Here is a 22842-nt window from a genome sequence, read left to right on the forward strand (position 1 = left end):
AACTCTCCTTTCTTAGACAAACCAGTTATGGGAAAAATCTCTATTGAGCTTTATAGTAAGCTGGTTCAGACCCGGTAAAACCTGAACTACTCGACCATTTATCTCAAACTCAAATCTAAACGAAGCAATATCACCCTTAATTAATCTTTTTGATATAGCAAGCTCAATAATTTCATAGGCTGCTATTTGTATAAAGTCACTAAATACAGCCCTGTAAACCCTAAGCCTTATGGGCTTTTTGAATGCATCTGAGTAAACACTTAAAACACCCTTTCTCTTTAGATTTTCTACATCACCATCGAATCTAAAAAACACCCAATCTTCGTTTTGACCGTAAAATATCTTTTTTATAGGTTTTAACGATGTATCTATTACGCTATAGGTTAAAGCCTCATCAATCATGCCGCTACCCAGCCACTCGAAGAATGAACTTACTTTGCCGTCTACCATAGGATAGACAAAGTTCTTAGGCTCCAATATCAAAGCTTCTAAAGTTGCATTATCGGCTATAGGTTCAAACAATATGGCGGGGGCTTCTATATCCAAAAGCTCATAGATCTTTATCAAATTACCCCTAAATAATTCATCAAACTCAGCTTCATGCTTACTATGATGCCCCTTACCATACCACCAAAACCAATCAGAGGCTTCAGCCTTTAAAAATAAAGTGTCTATCTCATCTTGTGTCTTTTTATCTAATTTATTCTTATGGCGTAGATAATCCCTCTTAGTATTAAACAGTAATTCCCATGCTCTATTTTTTTGTTTGTCACCTATCCAAGTATTGAAATTTGCAAATATCCAGGAGCCAGGCTTTAGAGAAGAAAGCTCATTATTAACTTCAGTCTCTCCTACACTTACTGTCTCTATACCTTTTTCATTTAAAGTTTGGTAAAGCTCACTCAAAAAACCCTCGCCATTATCTTCATAGTATTCCCAAGCGTTTTCACCATCCAATATAACAAACGCTACATCATCACTGCCGAGTTTGTCTACAACACTGAAGAAATCCGATATAGCATCCTGAACTTTTACAGAGTGGTATCTAAAACCTATACCATCACTCAAATATTTATCCCTGAAAACCACCTTTATACCCGAATAATCATAGGCTTTATAAATCGCCTTTTTATCTGGCAAATTTAGGCTCTTTTTCAATATATCCTCATCCGTTGCAACCCATTTTATTCCATACTGCTTATAAAGCTTTAGTGTATTCTCACACACAGCACCCTCAGCAGGCCAAAGCCCATCAGGTTTAAAGCCAAATTTACCTTCAAACAACTCCAACGCCTTGATTATATGGAGCTGTGCATCGTCTTTTAATGAAATTATACCATTGGGTAAAACTATAGAAGAATCTGCCTCTTTTGCTATATTGGCATCAAAAAGCAGAGGTAATATAGGATGAGCGAAAGGTGTTGTTGAAAGCTCAATTTTCCCTTCTTCGGCAAATTCTTTGTATATATTTAAAACCTTTGGAATAAATGCCAAAAGGCTACCTATTAGCCTGTATTTATCTGCTTGAGAAAAACCCCTTTGTTTACTTAGAAGATCACAAACTACCTTATCGTTCTTTCTTAAATAGTTTCCGCAGAATGCAAGCAAAAATAATATCTCAAGTTCTATAAGCTCGCTATCTGTGTAATTATTTTGCTCATAAAGCTCCGCAAATCTTTCAAGCGGTTTAACCATTGTCCTATAAGGAAGACTCTTGCACATTTTAATAACAAATTTTCTCTCATTTTCAGAAAGATATATAGGCTCTCTCATCCATAAGCCCAAAAATAGGTCGGCCTTTTCTTTTTTTTGTTCATAAATACTAAGTTGTTTTATAAGGGTAGGGGTTATATTGAATGTTGATTTTATGTTATACTCACCAGCCAAAAATGGCATATCATAGTAATCCTTGATTGCATGCAGAAAAACCCACGGCATACTTAATGTGCCGTCATTCATAAAGTAGCACGGCTGGTGCATATGCCACAAAAAAGATATTTTAGCCATTGCTCTTAATACATTCCTTTATAAGTCCACAATAATGCTTGAACATTTCCATTCCTGTTTTTTCGTCATTTGCTTGAATGCATACATCTAACTGTTCTTTGTATGGATTAGGCATAACAAATATCCAATTTATACTATCCTCCCACATTTTTATACCATCTACCGTAGAATATCGCTTGGATTTTGCTATTTCTAAAAATTTCTTCATAACCCTACCTTTTTTAAGCTGGGGACACTGAATAGCAAATTCTTTATAGAAGAAATGATTTATACCATTTCCAAGTTGGGAGAGTTTAACATTATGTTTTGCCAGTAACTCCATAAGCTTAAGAGAGGCAAATAATGCATCTCTATAGAGTGAAAACGACGGAAAAGCACAGTTGCCATCGACTTTTGATATTAAATCAAATTGTTTAAGTTCGTTTATAGTAAAATCTGTATACTTACCCCTCTTTATATTCAGATGCTTATAATAGCCATCATTTAAATCGGGTGACCAGGTAGGTAGTAGAACATTGAACTTTCTGCCTCCTGCAGAAGCTTCTATATCCATAAGCTCAAGCATTACGTTTATACTTTCCATCCTATCCAAAACCCTACCTTTATCATCAATTATTGTCCGTCTTTGGCCGTGCGGATATATAAGAATACCTAAATCTAAACCTAAGGCTTTTACTATATTCGACACATCATTTTTGGATTTTTTTTCATAATAATCAAGATTTGAAAGCTTTATCTCATCAAAATGAGCATTGAGTATTATGTTATCTATCCGAAGATCAGAAAGAACTTTAGGTACAATCTCCTTAGATATACCATACATCAAATCGAAAGCTACCTTAAGTCTACTCTCGTTTATAACCTTACTATCAATAAGAGACTCTATACTCTCAAAGTAGTTTCTATAGTTTTCTTCTATTACAAGTTCATTATCTGTTATTCTACCTATATGTGTATGATCAACTCTTCTAAATTCCTCCTTAAAAAATGCTTTATCAACGGCCTTTGAACTTGAGGATTCCAATTTTAATCCATGTTCATTAAAGAGCAATATCTCCATACTGGCAGGATCAGATAGATCTCTTTTGAAATAAACACCCCCCATAATGGAATCGTCCGATGCTATGGCGTACCTTAAAACCGTTGGGGGAACAGCCCTTAAATCTATAACCTGCATGCCTGTAGCTAAAAGACCCCCTACAAATGCCCTTTTTATCATACGGGGAGCCCTATCGTAATCCCTCCCAACAATTACTTTAGAACCAACAGGAAGCTGAGAGCCAAAAGCCTCTCCTATTTTACAGGCAACATCACAGCTAATTTCCACATTGCTTTTTCCTATTATCATACCGCTCTCAAATAGAGTGTTCTTATATCTACTACCCCAAATAACATTGTTGTTTACAATAGAGGCTGCATCTATCTTTTTATTAGGCCATACAACAACATCCTGTTCAAATACACTAAACTGACCAACCTCAACACCTTCAGCCAAAATAACCCCGGCTTTTGCTACAACATTTTTGCCTATTACAACGTCGTTACAAACAACAGCATTATCCAAAAAAACGCCTTTCTCTATTTTTACATTACCCCAAATTATCGAATTTCTGATAACACAGTCTGGGCCTATGTAAGCATTTTTACCTACAACCACATTATTCAGAAGGCAACCTTTTTCTATTCTTGCACCATCGCCGATCATTGCCTTTTCTACAATCCTAACGTTTTCACTAATGAAAGCATCACCATCTAAATAAAGCTCACCCTCGGCCTGCTCAATCCCTCTGCCTTCTATCTCAAAATTAAGTCTATTTAAAAATATATCCTTATGAACATTTCTATAACTATCAGGATTGCCAACATCACGCCAATAACCATCTAAATTATATCCCATTATTTCAATACCCTCTCTCATAAGCAAAGGAAATAAATCCTTTGCAAAATCAAAAGAGCCCTTTGGCGGTATATAGTCAAGTATCTCAGGTTCTATCACATATATCCCTGTATTTATCGTATCACTTATAACCTCACCCCAAGTAGGTTTTTCAACAAATTTTTCAATTTTGCCACTTTCATCAGTTATTACAACTCCAAACTGTAGGGGGTTCTCAACCGAGGTTAATCCTATAGTTATCTTGGAGCTTTTTTTCTTGTGGAAGCTCAAGATATTACTTAAGTTAAAATCAGTTACAACATCGCCACTAAGAACGATAAAAGGCTCATTTAAAAATTCCTTTGCTTGCCTTACAGCACCAGCCGTTCCATAATCACCATCGGGTAAAACATAATGAATATTAACATTCCAATCAGAACCATCCTTAAAATAGTTTCTTATAACTTCCGGCTTAAAATACAAAAGAACTACAACATCGTTTATCCCTAAGGATATGATTTTTTTAAGCACATACTCCATCATTGGCCGGTTGAAAATAGGAAGCATAGGTTTAGGAGTTGAATGGGTAAGAGGTTGCATTCTAGTACCAAAGCCACCGGCCATTATAACGGCTTTCATCTTTTGCATATATCATACCTCTTTTATTTTCCAGTATTAATATCAAAATACATCTTTTATATTACTTGTCAAGTTAATTTAAAAAAACTTCTGTTTTATATGTGTGTGATACAATTAAAATGAATAAAAATTTTGCCTTTTTATGTTAAAAATTATATAATTATTCAAGATAAATCATTTAAGGGATATAAAAATTAAGGGCTCTGGTGTATATCATGATGTTGAACTATTTTTTACAAAATATTTGTAGGAGGCGTTGAGATGAGAAAGGTTTCTTTAGTTTTACTGATTTTTATATTTTTTGGACTAAACTCCTTTGCCTATCAAAACTACCACGTACCTAAAACATTACCGGAAGGGTTAAAGAAATCAACGAACATTCCAAAATTTGGAATCTTAAGATTTGATAAGCTCAAGATAGCTACATCTCCTTCAGGTGTTTGGAGATGGCAAGCTACTATCACAAATGTAGGCACTGCACCTATTGATGGGAGAAGTTTCACCCTCCAGGGCTATTCTCAAGAAATCGGCTCTAATGCATGGAAACCAGCATCTGGTTCTATACTTAAGACAGGATATATTCAACCACATCAAACGGTAACAGTCACAAATGAATGGGTGAGGTGCTGTCATACAAATAAGTTAAAGGTTGTTCTCTTTGGCAAAAACAACAGAGTTATAGCTTATAAAATAATACCTCGCCTGTCTTTATCCTACATGAACACACCGTTCAATGTAAAAATAACAAGAATAGAATGGAATAACACAAACAAAACCTGGAGGGTTACTTTAAAAAATCCAACAGATTACACACTATACATGTTTGTTCAAGGTTATGTATATTCAACCTCAGGCACTCAAAAAACACCTGCAGGTGGAACAAGCATCATGCTTCATCCACACTATACAGCTACAACAAACTGGGTACATGCACCCCAAAGCACACAAAATGGCGCCTACTTAGAGGTTCATGAATGGTACCATTCAAAATGCAGTCAGGACAGCGATGTAAGAAAATGTGGTTTTGAAAAAAAATACATAATTCAGGTGCCAAATAGTAAAAATTTTTAATTTAAATTAAGCTACACAGAGGGGGATGATTTCCCCTCCTTTTTTATTTCTTACATTCAACCAAAAAATAACAGATTGTATTATATAAGCTTGTTAGTCCTTGTTTGGTTTAGGTAAGTGGTCCACACATACTTACCACCTCTACTAAATATATACAGGTTCACAAACTTACTCAACCATTCATAAGGGTAGCCTGCTACCCTTATGATATCTTCCAGTAGTAAGGTTGGAAACCTTACTATGTTTTCAGATATCATAGCTTTTGTTGATTTCAGTTTCTCAAAAGGCGTTAGGCCGTTCATGTCTATGCCATAGTGAGGCCTTACTGTATTCCATGTATCCTGCCATTGTTGAGCTTTGAGCAAGAACTCAGCGTCATTCCTGTTAAAGCTACAATAAACTCCCCACCAAAAGGGCTTATAAATTCCCCACCCTTTTGGTAGCATGCCCTAATCTTTTTAAAAGATGGAGGGTAAATAAAATTGTTGGGGGTTTGTATGTATTACTCGGTAAAAGCACTACTGAGTATTGGGAAAAATGTCTCACAGATTGCAAGAGAGCTAAAGATTGACAGGAAAACAGTCAGAAAGATTAAGAAAAAGGTAGAAAGTGGGGAGATTGAAACACCCACCATCAAAAGGAAAAGTATCCTTGATCCATACAAGGATGAAATCATTGAGTATTTAAAAAGTGGTCTCTCCGCTGTTTTAATCCACCAGAAGTTAAAAGAAAAGCATAGTCTAAATGTAAGCTATAGCTCTGTGAAACGCTACATCAGGAAGCTAAAGCCAGGTGAGCCCTTCATCCCCTTAATAAGCCCACCTGGCCAAGAAGCCCAAGTAGATTTCGGCTATGCCGGTTATTTCTATAATAGCAGAAGAAAAAAGAAAGTAAAGTACTGGATATTCTCAATGGTTTTGTCCTATTCGAGGTACAGATACTATGAGCTTGTGGATAACCAAAGTATACCGACATTCATAAACTGCCATATCAATGCATTTGAATATTTCTCTGGTGCACCAAAGGCTATAAAGATAGACAACCTAAAAAGCGGTGTATTGCATGTTAACTTCTATGAGCCTGAAATTCAGCATGAATATGCAAGGATGCTTGAGTATTACAACTCCTCTGCTGTTGCCTGTAGGGTGAGAAAACCAAATGAGAAGGGCAAGGTAGAATCCAGCATAAAATACATAAAGAACAACTTTCTAAAAAGCATAAGAGCGGAAGGAATAGAAGACATAGACACAGTCAAAGAGAAGCTTTTATTCTGGCAGGACAACATCTGTAATGCAAAGCTACACGGCACAACAAGAAAAATACCGAAGGATGAGTTTCTCAATGTAGAAAAGGAAAAACTCAACAGATTGCCAGATAGAAGATATGGAGACATCCCCTAATTTTTGTGTCTCTCTCATCATACCAAATCCCTCCTCACTCTTCAACTCCCTTCCCAAACTTAGCAACAAACATCTGATTCAGTTCATATCTTTTAGCCTTAATCAGAGGATTAACATTCCAGGTTTTGTGTAATTTATCTGTTGCAATGAAAAGGGCAACATTTAGGATATCCATGGACTGGAAGAACCCTCCTTTCTTTAGCCTTTGTTTTTCAAAGGATGAATGTACAGATTCAACAGTGTTTGTTGAATTGATGTACTTTCTTATTACCTCAGGGTACTTTAAGAAGGCAAGGAGTTCTTCTTTTCTTGAGTCTAAATATTTGGTGTAGGTCTTGTATTGGTCTTTGAATCTGTCAATTATCTCTGTTTTGAAAATCTCTATCCCTTTTTCAAAGGTATCACAGGAGTATTTAATCTCCTTGAGCTTTTTGTTCACATATGAGGCATCCTCCTTTTTCATATGCTTGTATACGTTTCTTGATGCATGAACTGTGCATTTCTGAATATCCGAGTAAGGAAAGAAGGCTCTTATTGCCTCTGAGATTCCGTTGAAATCATCACAGATGAACATTAAGACCCTTTTCATTCCCCTGTTGATTAAATCCTGGAATACTTCCATCCAGGTGGATCTGTTCTCACTACCAAAGAATGAGTAATATCCAAGGAGTGTTTTTTGAGCATTTGTGTCTATCCCTACAACAGTGTAAACGACAGCTCTCTTTACCCTTTTATCCTTTTCATCCTTTACCATACAGTGATAGGCGTCTATGTATAGAAAATAGTAGTTTTCCTGAAGTTCTTTGGATTTAAATTCAAGCATCTGTGTCTTTATGTATTCAAATATCTCATCGTATGCTTTTTCACTAAAATCCAGTCCTCTCAATTTCATCTTGTGCACGATTTCCTGTTTTGAGTCTCCATTGATTAGGAAGGAGAAGATTAAATCCTCAAAGCTTTCATCATACCTTTGATATTTGGGAGGGAGAAGATGAGAGCGGAAGTTTCCGCTCCTTGTTCTTGGGACATCCAAATTCAGTTTACCAAGGCCTGTGTTTAGGCTCCTTTTGTAGGTTCCATTGCCTTTGTCTTCTGGGTTCTCAAGTAAGTACTCGTATCTTTCCTTACCCATTATCTCAATAAGTAGTCCTTCCATTAGGGTGGCCAGTTTATTCTTTCCGTATTCATCCAACTCCTTTACTACATCCATATCCATGTTTGAGATTATCTCCTTAAGCATCTTTCTGTTCATATCTTAAAGCTCCTCCATACTTAGCCTAATTTCAGAGTTCATTAGAACAGTTCATTAAACCCCACTCCATTTTAGTAGGTTTGTGGGGGAGACACAAAAATATTTTAAGTCCCAGACCTACGATATTGCAAAAAGAACTGTAAACACCTACTCCCACATCTATTACAGGTACAACTACTACTCTGTGCCTGAAAAATACATATCAGAAAAGCTCAATATTAGGTCAAATGGAAATATAATGGAGATCTATGATTCATCGTTCAACTTAATAGCCACACATGAGCTTTCTCAATTAAAGGGTGAGTTCATAACAAAGGAAAGCCATAAACCCAAGATGAAGAAAAATCCCACAGATTCAGAATACACCACCATGACGCTTGATATAGGTGAAAGCGCCTACCTGTTCTATAAAAGGCTAAGAAAAGAGAAACCTGCCTCATATCACAGGGTAATGAGAGGTGTAATGTCTCTTTCAAAGGGATACCCCAAAGAGACAATGGAGCTTGCATTCAAAAGGGCAATTGATTTCAACTGCATAAGCTATTCCTCTTTAAAAAGCATACTGAAGAATGAGCTCTACAACATTCCCTACGACAAACCAGACTCACCCATAGCCTTAGGTTTTTATAACCCACTAAGAGCTTACGATGAAATGACAGATATAAAAGCAGATATGAAAACAGACATTATGAGTGGTGAGTGAAATGAAAGGGGTGGAAAATGTAAAAGATATGAAAAACATAGAAAGAAGACTAAAGGAGTTTAAACTCTCTGGCATTGCAAAGACACTTGAGGCAAGGAACAGGTATGCCATTGATAATAATCTGACATACATAGACTTCTTAAAACTCCTATTAGAGGATGAATACATAAACAGGCAGAGCAACTCATTTAGAAAAAGACTTACAAAATCAAAGCTTGACACAACAAAGACTTTAGATAGCTATGATTTCACATACCAACCAAAGCTAAACAAGAAAGAACTCTTAGACATTGCATCCTGCAGGTTCATAGAGGAGAAGAAAAACATCATATTCATGGGCAATCCTGGAGTTGGTAAAACCCACCTTGCAAATGCGATAGGATTAGAGGCCCTAAAACAGGGATATAAGGTCTTGTTCATCCATACCAACGATTTAATCCTAAAGCTCATATCTGCAAGGGGAGATGGAACCTACACCTCAATACTGAACCAGATTCTATCATCTGACCTTCTGATAATAGATGAAGTAGGCTTTAAAAAGATCCCATCCAACTATGTGGATGAGTTCTTTGAAGTGATAAGGAGAAGATATGAAAAGGGTTCAATTATAATCACCACTAATAGACCATTTGAGGAGTGGGCTAATATATTTTCAGATGCCGTTTTGGCCTCTGCCATAGTTGATAGACTTGTCCATCACTGCCATATATTCAAGATAACAGGTGAGAGCTATAGAATTAAACACCTAAAGGAGGCAAAAGATAATCAAAACAGTTTAAATTAACAATCCAAGGGGTGGGGAATTTAAATGACCCAAAGGTGGGGAAATTTGGTTGACTTTAACACTTCAACAATGAGTTTTTCAAGAGAACAGTCTATCTTTTTTCTTATGTTCTTTGGTCTTCTTGATAAGTCATTTAGTTCTCCATCCCTTGCCCTTCTCACTGTAGCCCTTGATATGCCAAGTATTCTTGCTGTTTTTGAGACATTGCCGTTGTTTTTCTCTAAAACCTTTCTGACCAAAATTCTTGCACTTGCAGGGTTTGATTTTCTCAAAGTGTGGTATATACTATCCATGATGCAGCCTCCATCCCTTTAGGAGTTTTATGGGTCTTCCTATTATATTCAAATCCAGTGATTTGAATATGCAAAAGAGGATGTGGGCTGCATCAGCCCTTGAGAGAGAGAAAGATTTAACGGGCAGAAAACCTACTTTCAGGTTTTCTGCCCCTACTATCTTTCTTATTCTCTTCACTTCCATGTTGGTGCCTCCACTCTCTTTTCTATCATTCTCATTCTCAGACATAGATATTACCTCTATTTGCTTTAGGTGGTAAGTATGTTTGGACCTATCTGGTCTGTTTGGTTTATCTGTTGACTTTTTAAGCCTATATAAATACACTGTGGCAAAAGAGTTGGAGGTGGTTAAGGTGTTGCCAAGTATACAAGAGCTGGCGCCCATTCTGATATTGTTACTCATCATTTTCGGCGCGAGAAAGCTACCTGAAATAGGGTCTGGTTTGGGTAAGGGAATAAAGGAATTTAAAAAATCAATGAAAGATATAGATGAAAGTGAGGCAACAAAAAAAGAGATAGAAGAGGAAAAAAAAGAAGAAGATAAGGAATAAAGACAACAATGAAGGAAAAAATAGCACAAATTATTAATGATTTTGTAAAAAAATACAAAGAAAATATTAATTTTACCGTAGAGTACCCAAAAGAGGAAAAATTCGGAGATTATTCCACAAATATGGCCATGATTATGGCTTCAAAGTTAAAGAAAAATCCAAAGGCAATAGCAGAGGAGTTTGTTGAGTTTGCAAAACAGCAAAAACCCGATTTATTTGAAAAGATAGAGATAGCAGGACCAGGCTTTGTAAACTTTTACATAAACAAAAATGCTTTCGCAGAAGAAATAAAACGCATATCAGAAAACGTCAATCTATACTTAAAGCCCAAAATAGACTCAACAAAAAAGGTTCAGGTAGAATTCGTTAGTGCAAATCCAACCGGTCCTTTGCATGTTGGTCATGGAAGAGGAGCAGCTATAGGAGATTCTATAGCAAGAATACTCTCTTTCTGCGGATATGAGGTGGAAAAAGAATACTACATAAACGATGCAGGCCTACAGATGCATCTATTAGGTTTATCTACCTTCATTCGCTACAAGCAACTATTAGGGATAGAAGAAACACTACCTGAGGATGGTTACAAAGGTGAATATCTTATTGAGGTAGCAAAAAAACTCATCGTTGAATATGGAGAAACACTACTAAACAAGAAGGAGAGTGAGGCTGTAGAAATATGCATGCAAAAGGCAGCCAAGGACATACTTAAAGATATAATGGAAACACTTAAAGATTTCAGAGTTGAGTTTGATAAGGTTTTCAATGAAAAAAAACTTTACGATAGCAACGAGGTTGAACAAAGCTTATCTTTACTTAAGGAAAAAAACGCCATATACGAAAAAGATGGTGCCTTATGGTTCAAAAGTACAGGTTTTGGCGATGATAAAGATAGGGTTTTAAAAAGAAGTAATGGTGTATTTACATATTTTGCAAGCGATGTTGCCTATCACCGTAATAAATTTCTAAAAAGAGGTTTCTCAGAGGTTATAGATGTCTGGGGTTCAGACCATCATGGATACGTCAAAAGGGTAAAAGCTGCTATTCAAGCAATGGGGATAGATCCAAATAGACTAAAGGTAGTTTTGGTACAAATAGTCAATCTATTAAGAAATGGACAAAAAGTATCCATGTCAACAAGAAGGGCTGAGTTTGTAGAGCTTAAAGATGTAGTAAAAGAGGTTGGTGTGGATGCTGCACGTTTCATGTTTGTATCAAGAAGCGTAGATTCACATCTTGATTTTGATTTAGAGCTTGCAAAAAAGCAAAGTAGTGAGAATCCTGTTTATTATGTACAATACGCTCATGCCAGAATAAACTCAATTTTAGAACAGCTAAACAGTGAAATAGACCTAAATGCAGACCCATCATGCCTAAAGGAAAAAGAAGAAATAGAACTAATAAAATCCGTTATAAAGTTCAAAGAACTCTTAGAAAAGGCATTTTTAGAGACAGAGCCGTATTTTATAGTTAAAGGTTTATTGGAAGTAGCAGAAAAGCTTCATAGATTCTACAACAAACACAGGGTAATAATAGACAACGAGGAACTTAAAAAGGCAAGGGTCCTCCTTGTTTGGGTAGTTAAGGAGATATTGAAAATCGGCTTAAGCCTCATAGGCGTTGAGGCAAAAAATAAAATGTGAGGAGGTAGAAAAATGGGCGAGCCCGATAAGGATAAAATAAAGGAAATACTTGAAGGACACAACAAAAGATTTACGGCAACAGAATTGATTGTTGGAATTATAGTAATACTGCTAATAGGTACAGGTGTAGGTTATGCTTTATTTAAAATATTCTCTCCTCCAACACAACCAAATGAATATACCCATATAGAGGAAAATCTACAAAATGAAGTTCAAAATAACAACACAATAGAGGAACAACCATACAAAGAAACCCAAGCTGAAACTGAAAAACAAAACCTACCTCAGCAAACGCCGCAACAAACCCAAAAATACAGCCAACAAGAGGAAATTCAAACTCCAGCAATTCAACAGACAGAAAAAGCCCAAACCCAGCAGGGACCTCAAATAGTAAATCCATATAAAGAACAACAAACTTCAAATTCAGAACAAAAACAAGCAAAAACGGAAATAACTCGCCACAAGGAAGCTCAATCAATTACCGCAAACACATCTGTGAAAAAAGCTAAAAAACACATAACTCATAAAACCATAACAGCAAGAAAAAAGCATAAAACAATACTGAAGAAATACATTTTGCAGGTTTCGTCAAATAGCAACAGGAAACTTGCGCTTCTAACAACTATAAAGCTTAGAAAGTGTGGTCACAATGCCTTTACAAAAGAGGTCACAATCAAAGGCAAGACATATACCCGTGTTATGGTTGGACCTATAGAGGGATACCAGGCAGCTAAAGAAGAAGCTAAAAACATAAAGAAACAATTGCATTTGAAATACACGCCGATCATAAAGAGATATGATAAAGTATCCTAACATAAATCCCAATATAATCAGTTTTAATGGGATACATCTAAGATGGTACGGGTTGGCCTATGCTTTAGGGTTTATCGCAGGATATCTTTATCTAAACAAAAAACTTAAAAAGCTAAGAATAGACGGGTTAATGGATGATGTTTTACTATATGCTGTGTTAGGTGTAATAATAGGTGGAAGGGTAGGGTATGTATTGATATATAATCTTCCTTACTACTTAAAACACCCGATTGAGGTTTTATTCATCTGGAGAGGAGGCATGAGTTTTCATGGCGGGTTGGTTGGCACAGCAGTAGCCGGAATACTACTTGCAAAAAAGTACAATATAAGTTTCTATGATATAGCAGATGAAGCCGTTGTCATCGCTCCAATAGGATTATTTTTGGGTAGAATAGCAAATTTTATAAACGACGAACTCTGGGGTAGGCCAAGCGATTTACCATGGGCTGTTGCATTCCCTACAGGTGGCTTTATACCTCGTCATCCTTCCCAACTTTACGAGGCATTTTTTGAGGGTCTTGTTTTATTCCTCATACTTTTCTTTGCAAGAGACAAGTTAATAAACAAAAGGGGTGTATTATTTTGGCTTTTTGTCCTTCTCTATGGTTTCTTTAGATTCTTCATAGAGTTCACACGAGAACCAGACCCACAATTAGGGTTCATCTTTGGCCTTACAATGGGTCAATGGTTATGCCTAATTATGATCGCTATATCAATAATAGAACTTCTTAAAAGGTGGAATTATGATAAGTCTTGATGAAAAGAAAAAACTGATTAAGCAGAAAAGGGAAGAAGTCCCGCCGCATGTCATAGAGATGGGGCTGAACATGTTATTCACAGAGCCGATTGACGTGCTCCAAAGATTAAAAGAGTGTAAGCAGATAGAGCCAATCAAAATAGAGAATATTGACAGCTCAACTACTGATACTATTTTTATCGACATAAGTTCAATGCCATATTCATCTGAAATAGACAATATAGCATTCAACAAATCCTTAAAACCCAAACTCGCTGTTATTGTGTACGATATAATGCTTGAAGAGTATCAGGTTTACCTCCATCGTATATACCAGATAGACGCAATAATGTTTCCTGTAGAGCCATTAACACCGAAATCTTTTCAAAAAATCGTATTCATAGCAAATTCCATGGGTATATTACCCATACCTTTTATAAAAGACAAAGAAGAACTAAAAAAGATTGAAGATTGGTCAATTATTGATGTTGTCGCTCTAAAAGATGAAAAAATAAAACAGGACAAAACTGCACTTCTGTATGATTCAGAAAAGGAGATAATAAGGTGTTTAACGAAATAATAAACAACGCAAAGAAAGTACATTTTGTGGGAATTGGTGGGGTAGGTATGAGCTCACTGGCCCAATATCTCCTCTCAAAGGGATACACAATTACAGGTTCAGACGTAGAGGAAAATTCTTATGTAGAAAAACTAAAAAAACAGGGTGTTAAGGTATATCTGGGGCATTCATTGAGCAACATAGAAGAGGATGTGGATTTGGTGGTAGTATCATCGGCTGTAAAAAACGACAACATAGAGCTAATTCAGGCAGATAAACTTAATATACCTACAATAAAACGCTATCAGCTTTTAGCACATTTAGTGAATAACTCAAACTCAATAGCCGTAGCTGGGTCTCATGGAAAAACCACCACAACCTCATTATCGGCATCTCTTCTTAAAAATGCCAATTTAGATCCAACGGCAATAATTGGTGGCAAGCTAAGAAATATAAACAACAATGTAATAATAGGTAAATGTAATTATCTAATAGTAGAAGCCGATGAAAGCGATGGGGGCTTCCTTCTTTTAAACCCCAAAATAGGCCTACTTACAAACATAGACAACGATCATTTGGGATTCTACGGAAATTTCGAGAATGAGAAGGTGGCTTTCTACGATTTTATGGACAACTCAGAGAAACTCATAATAAATATAGATGACCCAATAATAAAACAGTGGAAAAACTTATCAAAAAGACAAAACCTGCTAACCTATAGCATTAAGTCAAAAAAAGCAGATGTTTACGCCTACGATATCCAAACAAATGCTGCATACAGTATATTTAGCATAAAAACACCTACAAAAAAGATAGAGCAGATAAAGTTAAAGATAATAGGTACGCATAACATATCAAATGCCCTAGCTGTTGTATGTCTGGCAGAAATATTAGAGATAGGTGAGGATATAATAAGAAAAACCCTTTCGGAATTTGAAGGTGTGGATAGAAGGTTTACATATGTAGGCAACTACAGAAACCTAAAGGTATACGATGATTATGCTCACCACCCAACCGAAATAAGAGAAACCTTAAAGGCAGCAAAATTAATAAGTAAAAACATCTATGCTGTTTTTCAACCACATAGATTTTCAAGAACGGCATACCTAATGGATGAGTTTGCAGGAAGTTTTAAGGATGCAAAGCGGGTGTTTGTACTTGACATATTCCCGGCGAGCGAATCTCCTATAGATGGAATAGATTCTCAAATTCTCGCACAAAAGGTAAATGAGATATCAGCCAACGCCGTATATATCAACAACGAGGATATGTTAAAAAAACACTTAGACCAGATAGAGGAAGATGGCGTAGTTGTTGCACTGGGAGCTGGAAGTGTAAGTAGAATCATAAGAAAAATAACCAATGATTACAAAAATATTACCACTTAGCCTGCTGACATCAATACGATTAAAAGGGGAAATAAAGCTGAATTACATAGAAAATGAGGTAGAATGCATTAATGTAGGAAAGAACATCATAGGTAATGGCAGCAACTTACTCATAAAGCAAGCCAGAGAGGTGTACAAATTATCAAGCCGTTTTTCATATATTCATAAAGACAAAGAAATACTGATTACAGGTGCTGCAACACCTGTAGCCAAAATATTGAATTACTGTAGAAAAAATGGGCTTTCTGGTTTAGAATTCTTAACCGGAGTACCTGCAACTATAGGTGGTGCAGCTTTTATGAATGCTGGAGCATTTAATCAAGAAATTGGACCATTAATCACTTATTTGAAAGTGTTTGATTTTAGAGAAAAAACTGTTAAAGTTATAGAAGATGTAGGTTTCCATTATAGGTGCACACAAATATACGGTATTGTGCTTGAAGTGGCTTTTAAATTAACAAAAGATACCGTAGAAAGCATAACAAAGCGAATGCGGGATTTTATTAGAAAAAGGCTTAAAAATGCACACATAAAAAATACTTTTGGAAGCGTTTTTAAAAATCCGAAAGAGAAACCGGCTGGGTGGCTCATAGAAAATGTTGGACTTAAGGGTTTTAAAAAAGATACCGCTATGATTTCATCTAAACATGCAAATTACATATTGGGAAGTAGAAACACAAATGTTGACGATGTGCTCTACCTTATTGATAAGGCAAAAAACGATGTTTTTAAAACATTTAATATAGAATTAGAAGAAGAGGTGGTAATTCTATGAAGGTTGCCGTAGTTTGTGGGGGCAACTCCTCTGAAAGAGAGATATCCATAATCACAGGTAATGCCGTATATAACGGGCTATTAAAGAATTTCGAAGCAGAATGTATAGTATGTGATAATGCAAGAGATTGCTTAGATAAAATAATAAAATCATCACCATCTGTAGTTTTTATAGCATTGCATGGAGGATTCGGGGAAAATGGCCAGCTTCAAGCAGCTTTAGAATCTTTAGGCATAAAACACACAGGTTGTTCTTTTGCAGAGAGTAATATAGCAATGAATAAATTTGCTACCAAAGCCATTTTAAAAAAACTAAGCATACCTACAGCAGAGTTTAAACTCATAAAAAAGGTTGAAGAGATTGAAAATATAGATTTTTATCCGATTTGTATAAAACCAAACAATGAAGGCTCATCAGTAGATGTAAATTTTGCAAACAATGAAAATCAGGCTAAGTATATTAGCCAAAATCTGCTAAAAAAACACAATGAACTAATAATAGAAAAAAGACTAAGCGGCAAAGAATTAACTGTAGGGGTACTATTTGGAAAGGCTCTACCCATAATAGAAATAAGACCAAAAAGTGGATTTTACGACTATAAAAACAAATACACAAAAGGAGCCACAGACTACATAGTGCCAGCACCTCTGGAAAACAATATAGAAAAACTCATAAAAGATATAGCAGTAAAAGCCTTTGAAGCTATAGGGTGCAAAAGTTATGCAAGGATAGACTTTATACTGGATGGAAACGTCCCATATCTACTTGAAATAAACACTATACCTGGAATGACACCTACAAGTCTCCTACCCAAAGCGGCTAAAGCAGCTGGTATATCCTTTGAGGAATTAACAAAGATGATTGTTGAGGGGGCATGTTAGATTATAAAGATTTAAAAAAAGACGAAAAACCGAAACAAAAAAACGTAAGTTTCAAATATATAGTAAACATAGCAAAGCTTGTGGTTAGCTTAAGTATTATTGCAGGATTCTTTATATTAGCGGCTTATGCTTACAATCAATACTCATCAAAATATGCAAAACTAAGATACGTGGTAATTGACGGAAACAGGGCACTCCCAAAAACACTAATAAGTCACATAGCAACCAAGGGAAGCTCACTAAAATTATCATCTTACAAAGAGAATATAATTTACTACAACCTAATATCAAATCCTTGGATAGAAAATGCCAGAATATCAAAAATTTATCCAGACACACTATACATAAAGGTAAAAGAGAAGTCGCCTTCTGCAGCAGTTATCTTAAAAAAAACAGCATATATAATTGATAAAAATGGCAGTATAATAGACACATATAAACAGTATTTAAGGCTTCCGAAATTAATAAAAATATCTACACCAAATAAAGCCTTTTTAAACAATAAAACACTTCTTAAGGCTGTTATGGTTATGTATGAAAAATTAGACAAAGTGGAAAAAATAAATTATATTGAAATAGTGTCTAATAGCTATCAGTTAGCACACTTTAAAGGTGGTCTTAATGTTGCCGTTAACAGTTTTGATTGCCCTGAAAAAGCTATAACAAGATTAAAGGAAAAATGGAATTATCTGTATTCTTTAAAGAACAAGCTGGATAGCGTAAGTATTTGTTTTGATAATAAATTTGTTTTAAGGTGGAAAAAAGGAGTCAAAAGGTGAATGAGGTAAACCAAAGGGATATTGTAGTAGGATTAGACATAGGTACCACCAAGGTTTGCGCTATAGTGGGCAAAAAAACCCCCGAGGGGCAGATAAAGATTATCGGCATAGGCCAAACACCATCGAAGGGTTTAAGAAAAGGTGTGGTAATAAACATCGATGAGGCTGTACTATCCATAAAAAGGGCTGTAGCTTATGCCGAAAGGATGAGTGGCGTAAAAATAGACAGTGTATGGACAGGTATAGCTGGAGGGCACATCCGCTCATACAATTCAAGCGGCGTTGTGGCTATAAAAAATATGGAAGTTTCAGAATCAGACATAAGAAGGGTTATAGATGCTGCAAAAGCCGTAGCAATACCTCCAGATAAAGAAATAATCCACATAATACCTCAAGAATTCATAGTGGACGACCAAAGCGGTATAAAAGACCCCCGTGGAATGAACGGAACAAGACTCGAGGTAAAAGTCCACATAGTAACAGGCTCAGTAACCAATGTGCAAAACATAATAAAATGCTGCAATAGAAGCGGCTTGAAGGTTAAAAACATAGTACTCCAGCCAATTGCCTCAAGCCATTCTATACTCCTACCAGAAGAAAAAGATTTAGGTGTTGGTTTAATAGATATTGGTGGTGGCACAACGGATGTGGCCGTTTTTGCATCAAATGCAATAAAACATACATCTGTTTTGGCAATTGGAGGAGATCATGTAACAAACGACATAGCTATAGGTCTAAGAACACCATTTAAAGAAGCAGAAGAAATAAAGAAAAAACACGGATGCGCTCTGTCTGAGCTTGTACCAGAAGATGAAATTATAGACATTCCTGGTATTGGCGATAGAAAATCAAGACAAATCCCCAAAAAACTCCTCAGTGAGATAATAGAGCCACGCATGGAGGAGATATATTCGCTCGTTAGAGAAGACCTAGAGAAGAGAAATCTAACGCCACTTCTTGCAGGAGGTATAGTGATAACTGGAGGCTCTGCTTTGATGAGCGGAGCATTAGAGCTTGCAGAAAGACATTTTGAACTTCCAGTAAGATTAGGAAAACCGCAGGGCATAATAGGACTCAAAGATGCTGTCGACAATCCTATGTATGCGACGGGCGTTGGACTTGTAATCTATGGGTTTACAAAGGAAGAAGAGGAAGAAGATTTAAACCTTGAAGTAGGCAAGGGCAGGGATGATGATAGCCTATTTTCCGTCATCCTGAAGAAAATGAAAAGTTGGGTTAAAGAAATGTTTTAATGGAGGCATAAATGGCTAAACAAGAAAAAAATGACTACTCTATCGGAGCTATAATAAAGGTAATTGGAGTAGGCGGTGGCGGTAGCAATGCTGTTAATACAATGATAACACACGGCATAAAAAATGCTGAATTTATAACAGCAAACACAGATATTCAAGCTTTGGGTGTTTCCTTGGCCCAAACCAAACTGCAGTTGGGTAAAAAATTAACAAGAGGTTTAGGTGCAGGAAGTGATCCAGAGAAGGGTAGAAGGGCGGCTGAGGAAAGCATTGAAGAGATTGAAAATGCATTAGCTGGTTCTGATATGGTTTTTATAGCTGCAGGTATGGGTGGTGGAACAGGTACAGGAGCATCACCCATTATAGCAAAGGTAGCAAAGGATATAGGTGCCTTAACAATAGCTGTTGTAACAAAGCCCTTCGATATGGAAGGCAAGATAAAAAAAGAGATAGCTTTAAAGGGTATTGAAGAGTTAAAAGAAACTGTAGACAGCATTATTGTTATACCAAACCAAAAGCTTATGGATATCTATAAAAATTTGCCACTGCTCGAGGCTTTCAAAAAAGCCGATGACATACTAAGGCAAGCAGTCCAAAGCATAGTAGAACTCATCTACAAACAACCAAATTCCCAAATTATAATGAACATAGACTTCGCCGATGTTGTTTCTGTAATGAAGGAGAAAGGCGTTGCTTTAATGGGTGTTGGCGAGGCATCCTCAGAGAACGGTGAGAATAGAGTAAGAAGAGCAACTGAGATGGCCATATCCAATCCCCTGCTTGAAAATACCTCTATCAAAGGCGCAAAAGGTATATTAATGAATATAACGGCCGGTAAAAACTTTGGATTAGACGAATTCAACGAAGCCACATCCATAATAGAGCAAAATATGAATCCAAAAGCTCTATTCAAGCACGGTTTTGTCCTGGATGAGAGCCTGGGAGAAAGGGTAAGAATTACAATAATAGCCACAGGATTTAGTAGCTCAAACACACAACAGCAAAGCCGCAATATGATAAACAGACCAGAATACAGAAAATTAGACTCAAAAACACTGAATGAGATTAAGAAAGAAACGGCAATTCCTATAGATGATGAAAGGGACATACCAGCATATATCCGCAGAAAAAGGGTTGAGAGTTGACAGAATACCTCATAACAGGTTTGGGCTCTTTTTTAATTGGAAGCATACCCTTTGGTTGGCTAATAGCAAAGAGCAAGGGCATAGACGTAAAGAAAAAAGGTAGCGGAAATATAGGCGCTACCAATGTTTACAGAGTTGTAGGTAAAAAAGAAGGTGCATTAACCCTTATATTAGACCTATTAAAAGGCTTTTTAGCTGTAGTTCTATTTTCCTTGATATATAAACATGATGCCTATGTGCCATACGTGAGCTCTATTTCCGTTGTGTTGGGGCACGATTTCAGCATATTTCTAAAGTTCAAGGGTGGCAAGGGGGTAGCAACTACATATGGTGCAGGACTAATTATATACCCAACAGCCTCAATGGTTGGTATGGCTATGTGGATAGCTATACTTCTTGGCAGCAAGTACTCATCATTAGCCGCTCTACTATCATTTACCGTATCTACATTAATAGCCCTAAACAGCAATAACTACATGGTGAGGATAGTATTTGTTGTGCTACTGGGCTTGATGATTATAAGACATAGGGACAATATAGTTAGATTGTTCTCAAAACGGGAAAACAAAATAAACATTTGAGTTTTTACAAATAATTATGTATAAAGGTTGTGGCTTATGGCTTTAAACAAACGCGAAATCGAACTACTGGCTGATAAGATAGCAGTAAACCTGCTGAAAGACGGGAACATTAGACTTCTAAAGGATATATCCCTTCTAAAAGGTATAGCCAAAGACGTATTAGAAGAGGATGCAGATAAAGAAAAAGAGATAGACGCAAAAACCAAAGAGCTCTTAAGAAAATTTTCCTCAGAGATAGAAAAAGAGGGTGCCGATAGCTCCAAACTTTTTATAATGACTAAAAAGAAAGTGGCAAAGAAGGAAGGATTTTTGTTATGAGATACAGTAGCGCCAGAATAAGGCACTTGGCAAAAAAGATAGTAAAAAAAGCAACAGAAGAGGGGATTATTGAGATAGCGGCTACAGAAAAGCTTGTTTTGGATAGCATAATAGAGACAATTGAGAAATATTTCTCAATTGAGGATGAGGTCTACAGTAAAGTATTGGAAGACTTGCAAAAAAGAAGCAAAAAACTTATACCAGGCAGCATGGAATGGAAAGTAGCATTTAATAAAGCGTATGAGGAAGAAATAAGCAGAAGGTTATTAAAATGAAAAGGGCTATTTTAGTTTTGGAAACAGGAGATGTATTCGAGGGCATATCAATAGGCAAAGATGGCACAACTGTAGGTGAAGTTGTATTCAATACAGCAATGAGCGGCTATCAAGAAATCTTAACAGATCCCTCATATAAAGGACAAATAGTCAATATGACATACACCCAAATTGGGAATTACGGCTTGAATGATGAAGACAACGAATCTGATAGGCCATTCGTAGAGGGGTTTGTAGTAAAAGAAGCAAGCGTTATCCATTCAAACTTCAGAGCAAAGGAAACGTTAAATGAGTATCTAAAAAGACATTCAATAGTTGGTATAGCAGAGATAGACACAAGAAAACTTACAAAACTTCTAAGGGTTAAAGGGTCGCTTAGAGGTGGCATAACAACAGAAGATAATATAGACTCACTTAAGAAAGCAGTAGAAAACTTTGAAATAGTCAATAGGGATTTAGTCCAGTTTGTGAGCACAAAAGAGCCATATGAATTTAATGACGGTTTATTTAGATTTGGTTTTGAAAATAGAAAGATAAAGAAGGTTTTAAGCAGCAAAAGGGTTGTAGTTCTTGATTTTGGTGTAAAAAGAAACATATTGAGGTATCTAATCGAGGTTGGTTTTGATGTTGTGGTTTTACCTGCTTATTCTACTTACAACGATGTAGCCTCATTCAACCCCGATGCTGTATTCTTATCCAATGGCCCAGGCGATCCAAGAGGAATAGATTCTAAATGGATAGAAGAATATAGGAAAATCATAACTAACTATCCATCATTTGGCATATGTTTTGGTCATCAAATAATAGCAAGGGCATTTGGAGTTGATGTGTATAAAATGAAATTTGGACATCACGGTGGAAACCATCCGGTTAAAGAAATTGAAAGCGATAACATATTTGTAACAGCGCAAAACCACAATTATGCTGCAGATGAAAAAAGTTTACTTGAAAAAGGCTTTAAAATAACATATAAAAACCTTAATGATGGCAGCGTTGAGGGCATGATGCACAAAGAGCTACCCGTTATGTCTGTTCAATTTCATCCAGAGGCATCTCCAGGCCCTCATGATGCTGAGGGGATTTTTGAAAATTTTGCAACTATGGTTAAAGAAAACTGCTAAAT

General features: G+C 36.3%; 23 protein-coding genes and 2 pseudogenes. 19 read left to right on the forward strand and 6 right to left on the reverse strand.

The features are described 5' to 3' along the window. Positions 1-12: 12 nt before the first annotated feature. A complete protein-coding gene (locus tag HIPMA_RS04945; RefSeq protein ID WP_013681969.1) occupies positions 13-2007 on the reverse strand; it encodes a glycoside hydrolase family 57 protein in 1995 nt (664 codons plus the stop codon). Next, a complete protein-coding gene (locus HIPMA_RS04950; RefSeq protein WP_013681970.1) occupies positions 2000-4531 on the reverse strand; it encodes a sugar phosphate nucleotidyltransferase in 2532 nt (843 codons plus the stop codon). The genes HIPMA_RS04945 and HIPMA_RS04950 overlap by 8 nt, the downstream gene beginning before the upstream one ends. Positions 4532-4783: 252 nt before the next feature. On the opposite strand from HIPMA_RS04950, the gene HIPMA_RS04955 reads away from it, so the two are divergent. Next, the gene (locus HIPMA_RS04955; protein WP_013681971.1) at positions 4784-5593 is read left to right on the forward strand and encodes a hypothetical protein; all 810 of its coding nucleotides are present in this window, start codon (positions 4784-4786) and stop codon (positions 5591-5593) included. 80 nt (positions 5594-5673) lie between these two features. On the opposite strand, the pseudogene HIPMA_RS04960 reads toward HIPMA_RS04955, so the two are convergent. After that, positions 5674-5976 (reverse strand): annotated as a pseudogene (locus HIPMA_RS04960) (IS481 family transposase); the annotation flags it as partial. A 114-nt stretch (positions 5977-6090) separates the two neighbouring features. On the opposite strand from HIPMA_RS04960, the gene istA reads away from it, so the two are divergent. Beyond that, entirely contained in the window at positions 6091-6993 is a 903-nt protein-coding gene (istA, locus tag HIPMA_RS04965; RefSeq protein WP_013681410.1) for an IS21 family transposase, read from the forward strand. Between the two features lie 34 nt (positions 6994-7027). On the opposite strand, the gene HIPMA_RS04970 is transcribed toward istA, so the two are convergent. Then, entirely contained in the window at positions 7028-8245 is a 1218-nt protein-coding gene (locus HIPMA_RS04970; protein ID WP_013681092.1) for an IS256 family transposase, read from the reverse strand. 82 nt (positions 8246-8327) lie between these two features. Between HIPMA_RS04970 and HIPMA_RS04975 the strand changes: the two genes are divergently transcribed. Next, positions 8328-8948, forward strand: coding sequence for a Mu transposase domain-containing protein (locus tag HIPMA_RS04975; RefSeq protein ID WP_041323984.1), 621 nt, complete (start codon positions 8328-8330; stop codon positions 8946-8948). Between the two features lies 1 nt (position 8949). Beyond that, on the forward strand, positions 8950-9732 hold the full coding sequence (istB, locus tag HIPMA_RS04980; protein ID WP_013681411.1) for an IS21-like element helper ATPase IstB: 783 nt from the start codon (positions 8950-8952) through the stop codon (positions 9730-9732). A gap of 41 nt (positions 9733-9773) precedes the next feature. On the opposite strand, the pseudogene HIPMA_RS04985 reads toward istB, so the two are convergent. After that, a pseudogene (locus HIPMA_RS04985) lies at positions 9774-10025 on the reverse strand (helix-turn-helix domain-containing protein); the annotation flags it as partial. Continuing rightward, positions 10018-10254: a hypothetical protein gene (locus HIPMA_RS04990; protein ID WP_013681972.1), complete on the reverse strand. Its 237-nt coding sequence runs from the start codon at positions 10252-10254 to the stop codon at positions 10018-10020. The gene HIPMA_RS04990 and the pseudogene HIPMA_RS04985, both read right to left, overlap by 8 nt. Positions 10255-10291: 37 nt before the next feature. Between HIPMA_RS04990 and tatA the strand changes: the two genes are divergently transcribed. The 15 genes from tatA to carA are packed head-to-tail and all read left to right on the forward strand — an operon-like array spanning position 10292 to position 22840. Then, positions 10292-10576, forward strand: coding sequence for a twin-arginine translocase TatA/TatE family subunit (gene tatA / locus HIPMA_RS04995; RefSeq protein ID WP_013681973.1), 285 nt, complete (start codon positions 10292-10294; stop codon positions 10574-10576). Positions 10577-10584: 8 nt separating this feature from the next. Further along, a complete protein-coding gene (gene argS / locus HIPMA_RS05000) occupies positions 10585-12216 on the forward strand; it encodes an arginine--tRNA ligase (protein ID WP_013681974.1) in 1632 nt (543 codons plus the stop codon). A 12-nt stretch (positions 12217-12228) separates the two neighbouring features. Beyond that, entirely contained in the window at positions 12229-13029 is an 801-nt protein-coding gene (locus HIPMA_RS05005; protein ID WP_013681975.1) for an SPOR domain-containing protein, read from the forward strand. After that, on the forward strand, positions 13013-13786 hold the full coding sequence (gene lgt / locus HIPMA_RS05010) for a prolipoprotein diacylglyceryl transferase (RefSeq protein ID WP_013681976.1): 774 nt from the start codon (positions 13013-13015) through the stop codon (positions 13784-13786). The genes HIPMA_RS05005 and lgt overlap by 17 nt, the downstream gene beginning before the upstream one ends. Next, on the forward strand, positions 13773-14345 hold the full coding sequence (locus HIPMA_RS05015) for a hypothetical protein (RefSeq protein ID WP_013681977.1): 573 nt from the start codon (positions 13773-13775) through the stop codon (positions 14343-14345). The genes lgt and HIPMA_RS05015 overlap by 14 nt, the downstream gene beginning before the upstream one ends. Then, positions 14330-15712: a UDP-N-acetylmuramate--L-alanine ligase gene (gene murC / locus HIPMA_RS05020; protein ID WP_013681978.1), complete on the forward strand. Its 1383-nt coding sequence runs from the start codon at positions 14330-14332 to the stop codon at positions 15710-15712. The genes HIPMA_RS05015 and murC overlap by 16 nt, the downstream gene beginning before the upstream one ends. Further along, on the forward strand, positions 15687-16487 hold the full coding sequence (gene murB, locus HIPMA_RS05025) for a UDP-N-acetylmuramate dehydrogenase (protein ID WP_013681979.1): 801 nt from the start codon (positions 15687-15689) through the stop codon (positions 16485-16487). Before murC ends, murB begins: the two co-directional genes overlap by 26 nt. Then, complete coding sequence (locus HIPMA_RS05030; RefSeq protein ID WP_013681980.1) at positions 16484-17368, forward strand: D-alanine--D-alanine ligase; 885 nt, start codon at positions 16484-16486, stop codon at positions 17366-17368. Before murB ends, HIPMA_RS05030 begins: the two co-directional genes overlap by 4 nt. Next, on the forward strand, positions 17362-18147 hold the full coding sequence (locus tag HIPMA_RS05035; RefSeq protein WP_013681981.1) for a cell division protein FtsQ/DivIB: 786 nt from the start codon (positions 17362-17364) through the stop codon (positions 18145-18147). Before HIPMA_RS05030 ends, HIPMA_RS05035 begins: the two co-directional genes overlap by 7 nt. Then, on the forward strand, positions 18144-19400 hold the full coding sequence (gene ftsA / locus HIPMA_RS05040; protein WP_013681982.1) for a cell division protein FtsA: 1257 nt from the start codon (positions 18144-18146) through the stop codon (positions 19398-19400). Before HIPMA_RS05035 ends, ftsA begins: the two co-directional genes overlap by 4 nt. A gap of 11 nt (positions 19401-19411) precedes the next feature. Continuing rightward, positions 19412-20545 (forward strand): cell division protein FtsZ, encoded by a 1134-nt coding sequence (gene ftsZ, locus HIPMA_RS05045; protein ID WP_013681983.1) that lies wholly within the window; start codon positions 19412-19414, stop codon positions 20543-20545. Continuing rightward, complete coding sequence (gene plsY, locus HIPMA_RS05050) at positions 20542-21126, forward strand: glycerol-3-phosphate 1-O-acyltransferase PlsY (protein ID WP_013681984.1); 585 nt, start codon at positions 20542-20544, stop codon at positions 21124-21126. The genes ftsZ and plsY overlap by 4 nt, the downstream gene beginning before the upstream one ends. Positions 21127-21162: 36 nt before the next feature. Continuing rightward, positions 21163-21444, forward strand: a complete 282-nt coding sequence (locus tag HIPMA_RS09820; RefSeq protein WP_013681985.1) for a DUF507 family protein — start codon at positions 21163-21165, stop codon at positions 21442-21444. Beyond that, positions 21441-21719, forward strand: coding sequence for a DUF507 family protein (locus HIPMA_RS09825; protein ID WP_013681986.1), 279 nt, complete (start codon positions 21441-21443; stop codon positions 21717-21719). Before HIPMA_RS09820 ends, HIPMA_RS09825 begins: the two co-directional genes overlap by 4 nt. Next, positions 21716-22840 carry a glutamine-hydrolyzing carbamoyl-phosphate synthase small subunit gene (gene carA, locus HIPMA_RS05065; protein WP_013681987.1) on the forward strand — a complete coding sequence of 375 codons (1125 nt, stop codon included), beginning with the start codon at positions 21716-21718 and terminating at the stop codon, positions 22838-22840. Before HIPMA_RS09825 ends, carA begins: the two co-directional genes overlap by 4 nt. The last annotated feature ends 2 nt before the right edge of the window (positions 22841-22842 follow it).

Source organism: Hippea maritima DSM 10411 (assembly GCF_000194135.1).
GTDB lineage: Bacteria > Campylobacterota_A > Desulfurellia > Desulfurellales > Hippeaceae > Hippea > Hippea maritima.